We start from the raw sequence: 13,253 nt of genomic DNA, 5'->3' as shown, positions 1-13,253 counted from the left end.
TCTGCCGAGGCCTGACCGATATACACCCTACACTGTTTTATTTGATGACTTTTTAAACAGCTTTTTTACCCAGCGATTATTTTCAATCAAATAACCAGCAAAATGCTTAAACCCTCTAACCTTGCGTAAAAAATCTTTAAAGTGCATGTTTTTAAGCGCAAACTTCAAAATGTAGCTGGGTCGAAAATAAAACCGTTTTAGGCCCTCATTAACGCCTGCTTCAACTTCATCTTTGCTTAAACCTGGATAGCTCACCACTCCGGTTTGTTCACCTTCTGGATCAAGCCATTTAGACCAATCCTTGGTATTGAGATAGCCTTTTTCTTCAGCATATTCAAAATACTTAGTGCCTGGAAACGGCATTGCAGCAGAAAACTGTAATGTATGCAGGCCTAAACCATTGGCAAATTCAACGGTTTCTTTCATGCTGTCCTTGGTCTCACCCGGTAAACCCATAACAAAGGTTCCATGCACATCTAAGCCAGCTTGCTTGGTCCGATCCATAAATACTTTTGCTTGCTCTACAGTTGCACGTTTTTTAATGTTATCCAATACTTGTTGATTGCCCGACTCAAAACCAACCAATAACTCTCTACACCCTGCTTTTTTTAACATTTCCATCATGTGTAAATCGGCCGTATCTACTCTTGCATTAACAGAGAACGTAACTTTTAAACCCCGAGATAAGATCTCTTCACAAATGCCTAAAGCCGTGGGTTTATGCAAAGTAAAGGTATCATCTTCAAAGAAAAATTCTCCTCCTTGTACAACCTCAGGACAGATAGAGATGACCCATTCCATTTCATCAACAACACATTTTGGATCACGCAAACGTAACTTGTGGCCATGCATTACTTGCGGCCACAAACAAAATGTACATTTATGGGGGCAGCCTCTGCCAGAAAAAATATCAACATAAGGGTGAAGTTTTGTACCATCAAAATACTTTAATAAATCCAACTGATGCCAGGCTGGATAAGGTAACTCATCAATGGGTTCTATCAGAGGTCTATCTTCATTTTTGACGATATCTCCACCATTCCACAGAACGGCTCCCTGCACCTCTTTCCAATGTGGGTCTCGGGTCACTAAATCTCTAACCGTATAATCGTACTCACCCACAGCAATAGCGTCCACAGCGCCATTGGCGTTTTTAAGTGTCTCGTCTGAGCAAGAAGAAGCATGAGGTCCCACCATAATAACTTTTGCATGCGGTGCCATTTCCTTCACTTCTTTGGCACAGCCAATATCTGATTCAATAGATGGTGTGGTTGAATCTAAAACCACATATTGAGGCTGTTGCTCTGCAATCAACTCTCTAAATTCTTTTCTTCCCCATTCTCTGGCAGGAAAATCATACAGCTTAACATCTACGTTTTCTTTTTCTAAAACAGCCGTAGCATAAGCTAGCCAATCGGGTGCTCTAAGCACTCTACCTCTGGTTTTTGCTGCCCAGCGCTGCGTTCTACAAAAATCTTTAACAAAGGGTTGGTTGATCACTAAAACATCAGACATGCCAATAGCATCTCATAACTTATGGCTCTAATACAAGATAATCATTTAATTTTTTTCTTTATGCTGTATATAGAGAGAAAAATTAAACCTGAATATGTTATGAAGCTCACTTAATTAGGCATTAAACAAGGAGATGATATGTCGGCAAAAACTCAATCCAAACCCAATTTTTTTTCACGTTTTCTTAATTTTGTTGAATGGGCAGGTAATCTCTTACCTCACCCCGTTACCCTGTTTGCATACTTTACTTTGGCTATCATTTTATTAAGTGGTTTAGCCGAGTGGATGGGTTTAGAAGTTATTGACCCAAGGCCTGTTGGCGCAAAAGGTCGAAGTGCCGATGGCGTCATTAAAGCCGTAAGTTTACTCAGTGCTGAAGGTATCCGCTGGCTCTACCAAAACTTGGTTAAAAACTTTACCAACTTTGCCCCCTTGGGAACTGTATTGGTTGCCCTGTTGGGTGTGGGTGTAGCAGAAGGCTCAGGGTTAATCAGAACCGCTGTAAGAAGTTTTATTTTAAAAGCACCCAGAAGCTTGGTTACATTTAATTTAGTTTTTGCAGGTATTCTTTCTAACACGGCTTCAGAACTTGGTTATGTGGTTTTAATTCCTCTGGGTGGTTATATTTTTAAGTCTATTGGTAGACACCCCCTGGCAGGTATGGCGGCGACTTTTGCAGGGGTTTCTGGCGGTTATAGTGCCAACTTATTGATAGGAACACTAGACCCTCTCTTGGCCGGCATCACTCAAGAAGCGGCCAGGCTTATCGCTCCTGAATATACTGTCCACGCCGCTGTTAATTGGTATTTCATGATGGCCAGCACTTTTATTATTGCAGCCATTGGTACTTGGGTCACTGAAAAAATTGTTGAACCCAAACTCGGAAACTATGATGAAAAATATGCCGATGAAAATGATCAAAACGAAGAGGAACTTTTAAAAAAGACAACACCTTTAGAAATCAAAGGTATGAAATGGGCATTTATATCAACCTTGCTGCTTTCTGTTATTTTACTACTTTGTGTTATTCCAGAAAATGCTATTTTACGTGACCCTGAAACAGGAGCTATTTTAAGATCGCCTTTTTTGAGAGGTATTGTGAGCAGTATCTTTGTTTTCTTTTTAATCCCTGGGGTTGTGTATGGAAAAATCACTGGCGCCTTTAAATCAGATAAAGATGTCATTAACTCTATGGCAAAATCTATGAGTACTATGGGGCTTTATATTGTTATTGTTTTTGCTGCTGCTCAATTCATCAATTGTTTTAAATGGACCAACTTGGGCTTAATTTTTGCAGTCAAGGGCGCTCAATGGATGCAGGAACTGGGGTTACAAGGTGGACTTATCTTTTTCCCATTCATCATTGTGTGTGCTCTGGTTAACTTAAGTTTAGGAAGTGCTTCTGCTCAATGGGCAGCTACAGCGCCCATCTTTGTTCCCATGCTAATGCTTTTAGGCTTTAGTCCAGAAGTCATACAAGCTGCTTACAGAATTGGTGATTCCAGCACCAACATTATCACCCCAATGATGTCATATTTTGGTCTCATCTTAGCGTTTGCGTATCGCTTCGATAAAAGAACCGGTGTGGGAACCATTATCAGCACCATGCTCCCTTACTCTATATTGTTTATGTTAGCCTGGAGTATATTATTTTATGTTTGGGTTTTTGTCTTTGGTTTACCCGTAGGTCCAGGAGCACCCACCTACTTCACACCATAAATTTCTCTTATTAAGGGTTGAAGTTGTGTTTTTAAACTTTCTAGACTAATGTTTAGCACATGTTTAGAAACACACTTTTACTGTTATGCTCTATAACCCTACTAAACTGTGCAGAGACCTCTGAATTCCTAAAACAAGCAGGGGCATCTGTCACAGGCGCTCCACTGAGTGAAGAGCAGATGTCAACAGCTTTACAACAAGCCTTATCTATTGCAACCGCTAACAGCTCTGAAAAACTGTCTAAGAAGAATGGTTATTACAAGGATGAACTGTTTAAAATAACTTTTCCAAACGAAGCCCGTAAAGTTGAAAATACTTTACGATCATTAGGCATGAACACCTTGGTTGATAAAACGATACTGTCTCTTAATCAAGCTGCCGAAGCCGCAGCAAACCAAGCAAAACCAATCTTTTTAAATGCGATCAGACAAATGACTTTTAAAGATGTGCGCACTATTGTCCTTGGCTCTGAAAATGCAGCAACCCGCTATTTTAAAGAAAAAACACTGTCACAGCTTAAACATAGTTTTTCACCAATTATTAAAAACAAACTGGATGCTGTAAACGCTAACCAATATTGGAAAACAGTTATGAGTAGCTATAACAAAATCCCCACTGTTGAACCTGTGCAAACCAATCTAACTGCATATGTGACCGAAAAAGCCATTGATGGTTTATTTTTATCACTTGCTCAAGAAGAAAAAAAAATCAGAGAAAACCCAACACTAAGAACAACCGAGGCTTTAAAACAAGTCTTCGCTTATGCCGATGCTAACAAAAATTAACCCTAGCCTGAATGTGGAGTAATGTATATGCAAAACTTAAAACTATATTGGCACCCTAACTGTACAAGCTGTAAAAAAGCGCTTAAGTTTCTTGATCAGCACAAAATAGATTATACGCTTATTGATTTAAGAGAAAAGGCGCCCACTAAAAAAGAGCTGAAAGCCATGATGCTCAATTATCCAGAAGCAGAGAAAAAACTTTTCAACACTTCTGGCCAAGTCTATCGACAAAACAACTACAAAGAAAAAATTGCTGGTTTTAGCAAAAATGACATTATCAATGAACTGACGCAAAATGGGCTCTTGATTAAACGCCCTTTCCTCTTAAAAGAAGATGGCAAAGGCTTGGTTGGCTTTAAAGAACAAGACTGGATAGAGCTGCTAAGCCTATAAAACTTATTACTTATTACTTCTTAACCCGCAAGACATTGAATTGATCAAAGGTTTTATGTTACATAAATTTGATCATGATTCAGAAAGATGTAAATTTTAAAAGCAACAACAATGTTTCACCCGATATATTCAAAAATCCTTTTTTGAACTTTTTAACCCGAACCCACATAGCCATACCCCTGGCTATATTTTACGGCTCCAGTATTTTTCTATTGTTCTTTTCAGATGCTTCTAGAGTCTTGTCTGGTTTAAACAAACTTGGAATGTTTGGTTTAGGTTTATTTATATTTACTTTTGTTGAATATAATGTTCATCGTTTTGTTTATCATGCTGTTGGCAACTTTGAATGGACAAAAAAAATTGCTTATATCGTTCATGGCATTCATCACGACTATCCTAAAGATAAAATGCGCCTGGCATTACCGCCATGGCTAAGCATTATAATTGCCTACTTGATTGTCTCAATATTTGAGTTTATGGCACCCAAACAAGCCCACCCTTTGGCAGCAGGTTTTCTTTTTGGCTATGCCACATACTTGGCTGTGCATTACTCAGTTCATATCTTTCCAACCCCAAGAAACTTTTTAAAAGTTTTATGGAAAAACCATAATCTTCATCACTACAAATACAAAGATAAGTTGTACGGTGTATCTTCTCCACTATGGGACTATATTTATAGAACTCATGTCCCTAAGAAATCTTAAGCGCTTAATTTAAATGTATAATTCTTAAGCTTGTGTAAGATCTACCAGCAATTTTCCTTTTAAACTGGGGAGCCATAACAATTCAACCTCATCAACCGCAATATTACTTTTGTTGGCACGCACTATAATTTGTTTTAAATCATATTCTATATTTTGATATTCTTGCTTAAGCTGTTCTAGATCTTTTTTCATATCTGCATTAAGTTGCTTTAAGTCTTCATCATATTTTTTTACATCTTCTTTGGCCAAGACAACATCACCTTTTTCCTTTTGCATTCTAGAAGCTCTTCTTAATGTTGTTCCTAGCTTACCCACACTTCCCCGCGTAACTTTTCTTCCAAGTAAAGCACCAATGACAGTTGTCCCTAGAGAAATTGCTGTTGACAGTTTACTCTGATCATACTGAGCATGCTCTTTATCTATTTTTTGTATTGCTTTTACTTTTTTAGCTTCTAATGATTGTATTTTTTTTAAATACTTCTCTTTGATATCATCTAAGGCTTGATCCCGTTTCTCTTTGTAAACATGTTCAAGCCTTGCTAAAAAAGCAACTTCTGTTTCATCTTGTTTAGAAATCAGCTTTGTTTGCGTATCTTTATAAACAAGCATTGGCGCAGATTTATAAACCGTCTGCTTAAATTTGTTCAAAAGTGTTTTACGTTTTTTTTCATTGCTTATATTTTTTGGGATTTCTAAAAAAGAATAATGTTCAACTTCCGGCTCAGATTCTATATTTAAAGCATCTTCGTTTAATATCTGAATATCAGAATTTCCATCCGACCAAAGCAAATTGAATGTTTTTTCTGCTGCAACTTGATACGTATTATTTTGGTACATGGCCTCAGCTTTGGCTAAAACTGCTGGGATATATTGAATTGTTTCATCTACCAAAACTTGATCACTGACAGCATAATACTGTTTTAAACCTTTTAGATATGGTTGTTCAGAAACCACATTGTTTTTTGACACTGCGACATCTAAAGTATTTTTAATAGACTTGGTCTGTTGCTTTTTCTTTTTTGTATGCATTAAGGCACTAACTTCTTCTAAAGTGACAGGCCCTTTTAAATAAGACATAGCCCAACGGCTATGAAAAATACAACTTTCTTGTTCATGAATATTTTTCATAATAAATACCCGACTGGGTAACTTGCCTAGAATAGACTGATAGTCTTCTTGGGTCATAGCATTAGAAGTTTGAGATAGTGTTTGCAAGCCCTCAAGAACCTTATTTTGATCTTGCTTGGTCTGCAAACGCCCCAAAAACCATGTGCCTATATTAGACAAAGCTTTATAATCTAAATCAGCTGGATTTTGTGACGCTAAAACCAAGCCTAAGCCATAGGCTCTAGCCTGCTTTAACAGAGTTAAAAAAGCTTTTTTAGATGGTGGATTCTCAACAGGTGGCAAAAAGCCAAAAATTTCATCCATATAAAGTAGCGCTCTTAAACTTGATGTACCCGATTGCTTACGCATCCAAAAAATAATTTCCTCTAACAAATTGCTAACAAAAAACATGCGCTCTTCATCACTTAGGTGCGCAATTGAAAAAATATTAACTTTTGGTTTGGCTTTTTCATTCCATAATAACTTTTGAATATCCAAGCTTTCACCCTGACTCCATAGTGAAAAAGAAGGAGAGGCCACCAAAGCATTTAACTTCATAGCTAAACTTAAGCGTTGCTTTTCATTCATAAACTGATCAATGTCCATGACGCCTATTTTACTCTGACTTGGATTCTGAATCTCTCTGATTAGCGTTGGTAATGTCACTTGATTTTGCTCATTCCATAAGTGAACAAGCGTACTTGTTAAGTAAACAAATTTTGGGCTTTGAGGCTCCACCTTCTCTCCCATCAATGTCAAAATTCCTTCTACCAAATGTTCCGCATGCTGATTAATTTCAGTGATTGATTGAGTTTGTGGTTTATTCAAAGACTTAAGCATTGAAATCTGAAGCCCCATTTCACTGCCGGGAGTATAAATGTTGATGTCAGAGGCAGACTTTAAGGCTTGTAAACGGCTGGTTTTCTGGTGCCAAGCAGTTGTTCCTTCTTGCCATTTTTTAGCTTCTTTTTTGGCAAAACTTTCAATAGAAACACCTTTAACGGCAGCCTTACTTGGGTCTACCCATTGGATGAAGTCTTTGTCTTTAAAACTTGGACTCAACATCATTAAATTGGCAATATCACCTTTTGGATCAATGGCAATCACAGGAATCTGATCCATAATAGCTTCTTCCAGCATGCTTATACACAAACCGGTTTTTCCACTCCCGGTCATGCCTAAACACACAGCATGTGTGCACAAGTCTTTTGCATCGTAGTATGTAATGTCTTTTAGTATTTTTTGCTGCTGGGTATCGTATTTTTTACCCAAATAAAAAGAACCTAGGTTTTCAACAACTTTATCCATAAATATTCATCTTTCTATACAGTATTTTGCCGCATATTGTTTGACAATTATAGGTGCTCCTATATCATCAATGCCAACAATGAAGAAAATTTAATGACTCAACTAAGTGAAAAAGATTTCCATGACCTACTCACCATTGGTGTTGCCCTAGGAACTCAGAAAAACCTTTCTGATCTTTTGCATATTATCTTAGAAAAAGGAAAAGATATTTTGCGCTGCCAAAAAGCTTCATTTTTTTATGTTGATTCTTCTAGTCCCATCTCTTCAAAAAAGTTAGTTTACTTTTCTCTACAACAAAAACAAGCTCAATTAACTTTCCCCATAGACAATCATAGCTTGGCTGGTTATGTTGCGAGCCATAAGTGCTTATTAAATATTGAAAATGTGACCGCGCTTGAGTCTGATTTACCTTTTAATTTTCATCCACGTTATGATAATCAAGGAAGTCCTCAAAGTATATCTCTGCTTTCAGCCCCGCTTGTAGACCATGAAGACAAGCTTATTGGTGTTTTGCAGTTTTTCAATAAACTCTCTCCTCAAAAAGATATTATCGCGTTCAATCAAAGAGATGAGTTTATTTTAAAAAGTTTGGCCAACCAAGCAGCTGTTTCGATTGTTAGCGCCAAAAGCAACGAAGATATAAAAAATCTATTTGAAGGGTTTATTCGAGCTTCTGTGACGGCCATTGAATCAAGAGACCCTACAACATCTGGCCACTCAGAAAGAGTTGCAAAACTAACCCTAAACTTAAGTCAAGAAGTTAACGACATAGATCATGGTCAGTTTAGAAATATCAAGTTTGATCACTCTCAATTTAGACAAATTGAGTTTGCTGCACTTTTGCATGACTTTGGAAAAATTGGTGTACGTGAACACATCTTATCTAAAGCAAACAAACTTTATCCGCATGAGCTCCCAGCAATTTTTAATGAACTTGACCTTATTCTCAATGAGTTAAATCTTTACTACGCCCAACTCAAAATTGAACACTTACAAAAGTATGGCAAAGCCGATATTACTTTGTTTGCTCAATTTGATCTTGATGTTTTACATATGAAAAATGAGATCATTGAGTTAAAACAACTATTAAACCAAGCAAACCAACCTAAAGAAATTGAAAAAGCACAACTGGAAAAGATTGAAAAACTTTTAGAACAAATTAAACAAAAAGCCAATACGACACGTGACGTAATTAACCAAGACCAATTCCAACGTTTAAAAATAGAGAGTGGAACTTTGACAAAATTAGAGCGTGAACAAATCCAAGAACATGTCACCAACTCATTTATGTTTTTACAAAGAATCCCGTGGACTCGAACGTTTGAAAAAGTTCCAGAAATTGCTTTTGGTCATCATGAAAAAATTGATGGATCGGGTTATCCCAGAGGATTAAAAGGCAACCAAATACCTATTGAATCGCGTATTATGACTGTAACGGATATATTTGATGCACTAGTTTCGCTTGATAGACCGTATAAAAAGGCTCTTCCTGTTAATGACGCCCTAAATATTTTAAAGCAAGAAGCCGCTAAGCAAAAAATAGAGATGGATTTAGTGAATCTTTTTATTCAAAAAAACATCTATAAGGCAACACAATCATGACTCGAGTATTGTTGGGCATTTCTTTTTTGTATTGTCTCTTGTTTATTGGTTTGTATCCAGGATGGTATGATTCAGCTGAGCTTATTGCTGGCTCATTTACCCTTGGTTTAACACACCCTCCTGGACAACCCTTTTATATATTATTGAATCATGCATTTTGTAATATTTTTATGTTTGGTAGCATTGCTTTTAGAAGTGCTTTGTTGTCATGCCTGTTAGGTATAAGCAGTGTTTACTTGGCTTTTAGAATCATTACGGATAGCACAAACCTTTCAAAACTTCAGAAAAGTCTAATTTATCTAAGTTTGTTAACCATTCCTTCTTTGGCCGTTCAAATAACCCGAATAGAGCTCTACACCTTGATTCTGGCTTTAGCACTTCTGAATATTTTTTGTATTTATCAATTCATGAAAAAAGATTTTTTTCCTTACCTATACCTCGCTGCTTTTACCTGTGGCTTGGCTTTTTGTGTTCATACGCTCATGGCTTTTTTTCAAACTCTTTTACTTGCACTATACTGCTTGCATATTCTAATTAAGACCTATGAGAAAAACTCATTTTTACAACTTAAAAAAGCTGCCTGGTTAAATCTATTTTTCTTTATTGGGTTCTCTTGCAATGCTTACTTAGCCATAAGAGCACAAACAAATTTACAAGTAAGCATGATGCCAATAGAAAGTTTTTCAGATTTTTTATATTTTATTTTAGCTAAAACTTATGCCCGATCTTTTTCTATAAAAAGCATTCAATACAACTTTGCCAACTTTGGCGAATTATTAAAAATTATTTTGCCGTACATTCTTTTTGTTTTACCTTCTTTGGTTTTTATCAACTTTAGCCAATTAAATTCAAAAAAAACACTTCTTTTATTATTTTTTGTTTTGGTTAATATGCTTCCTTGGTTTATCGTACCTTATACTTTTGAAAATCCAGATACCCATGGCTATATACTTATTTTTTGTTTTTCAATTATTATATTCTCGTGGCATTTACTTATACAAAGTCAAAATTTATTTCCTACATGGAAGAAACACTACACGTCTATCCTTGCATTGACTTTAATTGCATATCATAGTGTCTATTTTACCCGTGCACTTCAAACCAATGGCAGTCAAGCAGGGAAAATCCTTACTCAGTTTTTGAAAAAAACGCCCTATAATTCAGTTTCAATACTCACCAGTGATCATTGGGTTTTTAATTATTGGTATGCTCAATACGTTGAAAATATAAAACCTGATCATTGGACTCTACCTGCAGAGCTTGCAAAGAACAATTGGTTTCAAAAAAAATACATCAAGCGCTTCAAAAGTAAATACACAAGTAAAATTTTTGAAGAAAAAGACACCCTAGATAATAACGACTTATTTTTAAGTTCAAGCTACTTCAATGACGAAAAACAAAAATTACTCCAGTACTGTCAAAAAAAATTAAACCATGATTACAGTGCCATTGAGCAAACGATTTGCACCTACACTTTAGTTCAATGGAGTAAACAATTTTTCCGACAAAAAGACCTATCAAGTGCGATTAATATTTTAGAAGATTTTTATCAATTTCCTTTAAGCCAACAAGCATGTCCATATCCAGAAAAAAATTTTCAATCCCCTTTTATTTTAAACACAGAAAAACCACTATTTCTCCCTAAACCAAACTTTGGCCTTGAGACATTGGTTTACTATTATGTTCAATGCAACCTGCTTCCCAAAAATACCATTGATCAAATTTTAAATATGAACCCTAGTCTGAATACCTACTTGCTTTTAACGCAAGGTATTTTAAACAACAGCTCTTCACAAGAAGCACTTGTCTTTCTACAAAGTTTTCAAGAAAAATTTATCTCTAACCCTGAACAGTACCAACAAGCTTACCAATGGTTACTCAAAAAGAGCACTAGCTAAATGCTTTTTTTAGTCTTTTTAAGCCTTCCGTTAAGTGACTCATATTGGCTGCAAAGCTCATTCTTAAAAATCCGTTCTTACCAAACGCACTGCCTGGAACCAAAGCAAGTAAATGTTTATCCAACAGCAATTGACTCATTTCAATGTCTGACTCCACATTCATCGCTTTCATGGCTTCTCTAACATCAAAAAAGAAGTAAAAACCTCCTTGAGGTTTTATAACTTTGCACTTTGGAATTGTATCTATGATTTTTAAACATTCATCTCTTCTCTGAATAAATGTTTCTCGCATAACGTTTACATCACTTTGACTTCCTGTCACTGCCTCTAGAGCAGCCCACTGCGAAATAGCACTTATATTGGCTGTTGTTTGTGATTGAATTTTTGTCATTGCCGATATAATTTTGGGATTGGCCAATGCCCAGCCCACTCTCCAACCTGTCATGGAATATGTTTTAGAAAGCCCGTTAATAACCACCATTTTCTCAGAATTAAACTGATGACTCATCGCTGCTGAGTAATAGTTTTGCTGTTCTAAAATTAATTTTCCATAGATATCATCTGTTAAGACAAAGGCTTGCGGTGCATTTTGGCTTAAAACACCCAAACACTCATCTATCCATTCTTGAGACATTATCTGACTGGTCGGGTTACAGGGACTATTGATAATCAATGCTTTAGTTTTTGCAGTGATGGATTGACGCAAATCATCAATCTTAGACATAAAGCCATTTTCAAACTGACTATCTACAAATACAGGAATCCCTCTACACAACTTAACCATTTCCGGATAAGACACCCAATAGGGCTTCAATATCAGCACTTCATCATCAGGTTCCAGTATTGAAAATAAAGTATTGAATAGTGCCTGTTTACCACCATTGGTAACGACAACGTTTTCTTTTTCATAGCTTTGCTTATAAAAATCAGAGCTCGTTTGTGCAATAGCTTCTCTAAGTTCTATAATGCCACTTGAAGCAGTATAAAAATGTTTACCAGACTTTATTGCATCAATTGCAGCTTTTTGAATTCTATCTGAGGTTTTAAAATCTGGCTCGCCCGTAGTCAAATTAATAACAGCTTTACCTTCAGCCATAAGATCTTTTGCTTTTTGGTTAAGTGCCAATGTTGCGGATGCTTTTAAATTTTTAACAAGTGAGTTCATAACCAAATATTTCTTTCATTTTTTTTTCTACCTGCTCAGGAACCATTTCACTGATGTTTCCATTAAGACGGGCAATTTCCTTAATTAATGTAGAGCTTAAAAAAGAATATTTTGCATCTGTCATCATAAACACTGTTTCTATACTGCTCTCTAACTTTTTATTGGCCAGGGACATTTGAAATTCATACTCAAAGTCAGACACTGTCCTTATACCTCTTAAAATAACGTGACTTGGCTTTGATTTTACATAGCGCATCAATAGACCATTAAACATCTCCACCGCAACATTATCAAATTTTGAACAAGCATCTTGGACAAGACGCATACGGTCTTCAATAGTAATCAAAGATTTTTTTGGAGAGTCTGCTGCTATAGCAACAATCACTTGCTCATAAATTTGCGAGGCTCTTTCTATGATATTTAAATGCCCCAAGGTAATGGGGTCAAAAAACCCAGGATAAACAACACTATTTGGTTTAGTTTTTGTCATAATTAAATATCCAAAGCACACTATCGCCTATTATTCTTTTACTTTCAAGACTTAGTTGTGAAAAAACCAAGTCTTTACTTAATTTACTTCGCTCAATCACAACAATAGCGCCAGAGTTTAACAAGTTTAACTCAATCAGCTTAGGAACAGTTTCTTGCGCAAGATCCAATGCAAAGGGTGGATCAAAAAGAACCAAGTCAAATTGTAAACTTACTAGCTTGAGTACTTTAGGCAGTTCGCCTTTTATGATTTTGGTTTTTTCTTCAACTTCAAGTGTTTTAATATTATGTGAAATAGTTTTAATGTTTTGACTGCTCTTTTCAACAAACACACATGAATTGGCTCCCCTACTCAAAGCCTCCAAGCCAAGAGACCCTGTGCCCGAACACAAATCAATTACATTTAAATTCACCACCCTATGGCCTAAAATGTTGAATAAAGACTCTCTTACTCTATCTAACATGGGCCGAGTAAAAGTATTCTTTGCGCCTGGACCTTTCAACCTTCTGCCCCTAAATTCTCCTCCGATAATTCGCATATGCCCGTATGTATCATTTGTTGTTAATT

At 36.2% G+C, this 13,253-nt stretch carries 11 protein-coding genes; 6 read left to right on the top strand and 5 right to left on the bottom strand.

Going from position 1 to position 13,253, the window contains the following annotated elements:
• Nucleotides 1–27: 27 nt before the first annotated feature.
• Nucleotides 28–1,515: a radical SAM protein gene (locus MRY82_08830; GenBank protein ID MCI5073024.1), complete on the bottom strand. Its 1,488-nt coding sequence runs from the start codon at nucleotides 1,513–1,515 to the stop codon at nucleotides 28–30.
• A 138-nt stretch (nucleotides 1,516–1,653) separates the two neighbouring features.
• Between MRY82_08830 and MRY82_08825 the strand changes: the two genes are divergently transcribed.
• The 4 genes from MRY82_08825 to MRY82_08810 all read left to right on the top strand — a co-directional run bounded on the left by MRY82_08825 (nucleotide 1,654) and on the right by MRY82_08810 (nucleotide 5,116).
• A complete protein-coding gene (locus MRY82_08825) occupies nucleotides 1,654–3,234 on the top strand; it encodes an AbgT family transporter (protein MCI5073023.1) in 1,581 nt (526 codons plus the stop codon).
• A gap of 179 nt (nucleotides 3,235–3,413) precedes the next feature.
• Nucleotides 3,414–4,019 (top strand): DUF4197 domain-containing protein, encoded by a 606-nt coding sequence (locus tag MRY82_08820; protein MCI5073022.1) that lies wholly within the window; start codon nucleotides 3,414–3,416, stop codon nucleotides 4,017–4,019.
• Between the two features lie 27 nt (nucleotides 4,020–4,046).
• Nucleotides 4,047–4,412: a Spx/MgsR family RNA polymerase-binding regulatory protein gene (locus tag MRY82_08815; GenBank protein MCI5073021.1), complete on the top strand. Its 366-nt coding sequence runs from the start codon at nucleotides 4,047–4,049 to the stop codon at nucleotides 4,410–4,412.
• 74 nt (nucleotides 4,413–4,486) lie between these two features.
• Nucleotides 4,487–5,116 carry a sterol desaturase family protein gene (locus MRY82_08810; GenBank protein ID MCI5073020.1) on the top strand — a complete coding sequence of 210 codons (630 nt, stop codon included), beginning with the start codon at nucleotides 4,487–4,489 and terminating at the stop codon, nucleotides 5,114–5,116.
• A gap of 24 nt (nucleotides 5,117–5,140) precedes the next feature.
• Here the strand turns inward: MRY82_08810 and MRY82_08805 are convergent, their stop codons facing one another.
• Nucleotides 5,141–7,531 (bottom strand): DUF87 domain-containing protein, encoded by a 2,391-nt coding sequence (locus MRY82_08805; GenBank protein ID MCI5073019.1) that lies wholly within the window; start codon nucleotides 7,529–7,531, stop codon nucleotides 5,141–5,143.
• Nucleotides 7,532–7,624: 93 nt separating this feature from the next.
• Between MRY82_08805 and MRY82_08800 the strand changes: the two genes are divergently transcribed.
• Both MRY82_08800 and MRY82_08795 read left to right on the top strand, forming a co-directional pair.
• The gene (locus MRY82_08800; protein MCI5073018.1) at nucleotides 7,625–9,133 is read left to right on the top strand and encodes a GAF domain-containing protein; all 1,509 of its coding nucleotides are present in this window, start codon (nucleotides 7,625–7,627) and stop codon (nucleotides 9,131–9,133) included.
• A complete protein-coding gene (locus MRY82_08795) occupies nucleotides 9,130–11,031 on the top strand; it encodes a DUF2723 domain-containing protein (GenBank protein ID MCI5073017.1) in 1,902 nt (633 codons plus the stop codon). The genes MRY82_08800 and MRY82_08795 overlap by 4 nt, the downstream gene beginning before the upstream one ends.
• On the opposite strand, the gene MRY82_08790 is transcribed toward MRY82_08795, so the two are convergent.
• From MRY82_08790 to rsmD, 3 genes are read right to left on the bottom strand one after another with little or no spacing between them, the layout of a single operon-like run.
• Nucleotides 11,024–12,196 (bottom strand): pyridoxal phosphate-dependent aminotransferase, encoded by a 1,173-nt coding sequence (locus MRY82_08790; protein MCI5073016.1) that lies wholly within the window; start codon nucleotides 12,194–12,196, stop codon nucleotides 11,024–11,026. The two genes, MRY82_08795 and MRY82_08790, sit on opposite strands and share 8 nt — an antisense overlap.
• Nucleotides 12,180–12,686 (bottom strand): pantetheine-phosphate adenylyltransferase, encoded by a 507-nt coding sequence (coaD, locus tag MRY82_08785; GenBank protein ID MCI5073015.1) that lies wholly within the window; start codon nucleotides 12,684–12,686, stop codon nucleotides 12,180–12,182. The genes MRY82_08790 and coaD overlap by 17 nt, the downstream gene beginning before the upstream one ends.
• Nucleotides 12,673–13,224: a 16S rRNA (guanine(966)-N(2))-methyltransferase RsmD gene (gene rsmD, locus MRY82_08780; protein MCI5073014.1), complete on the bottom strand. Its 552-nt coding sequence runs from the start codon at nucleotides 13,222–13,224 to the stop codon at nucleotides 12,673–12,675. The genes coaD and rsmD overlap by 14 nt, the downstream gene beginning before the upstream one ends.
• Between the last annotated feature and the right edge of the window lie 29 nt (nucleotides 13,225–13,253).

Source organism: bacterium, from assembly GCA_022763185.1.
GTDB lineage: Bacteria > Bdellovibrionota_G > JALEGL01 > JALEGL01 > JALEGL01 > JALEGL01.
Note: the sequence above shows the minus strand (reverse complement) of the source record. Positions and strands in the feature narration are given on the sequence as shown.

Bases quoted from the DNA above. Each gene is read 5' to 3' on its own strand.
- MRY82_08830 (MCI5073024.1), bottom strand. From the start codon at position 1,515: ATGTCTGATGTTTTAGTGATCAACCAACCCTTTGTTAAAGATTTTTGT.
- MRY82_08825 (MCI5073023.1), top strand. From the start codon at position 1,654: ATGTCGGCAAAAACTCAATCCAAACCCAATTTTTTTTCACGTTTTCTT.
- MRY82_08820 (MCI5073022.1), top strand. From the start codon at position 3,414: ATGTCAACAGCTTTACAACAAGCCTTATCTATTGCAACCGCTAACAGC.
- MRY82_08815 (MCI5073021.1), top strand. From the start codon at position 4,047: ATGCAAAACTTAAAACTATATTGGCACCCTAACTGTACAAGCTGTAAA.
- MRY82_08810 (MCI5073020.1), top strand. From the start codon at position 4,487: ATGATTCAGAAAGATGTAAATTTTAAAAGCAACAACAATGTTTCACCC.
- MRY82_08805 (MCI5073019.1), bottom strand. From the start codon at position 7,531: ATGGATAAAGTTGTTGAAAACCTAGGTTCTTTTTATTTGGGTAAAAAA.
- MRY82_08800 (MCI5073018.1), top strand. From the start codon at position 7,625: ATGACTCAACTAAGTGAAAAAGATTTCCATGACCTACTCACCATTGGT.
- MRY82_08795 (MCI5073017.1), top strand. From the start codon at position 9,130: ATGACTCGAGTATTGTTGGGCATTTCTTTTTTGTATTGTCTCTTGTTT.
- MRY82_08790 (MCI5073016.1), bottom strand. From the start codon at position 12,196: ATGAACTCACTTGTTAAAAATTTAAAAGCATCCGCAACATTGGCACTT.
- coaD (MCI5073015.1), bottom strand. From the start codon at position 12,686: ATGACAAAAACTAAACCAAATAGTGTTGTTTATCCTGGGTTTTTTGAC.
- rsmD (MCI5073014.1), bottom strand. From the start codon at position 13,224: ATGCGAATTATCGGAGGAGAATTTAGGGGCAGAAGGTTGAAAGGTCCA.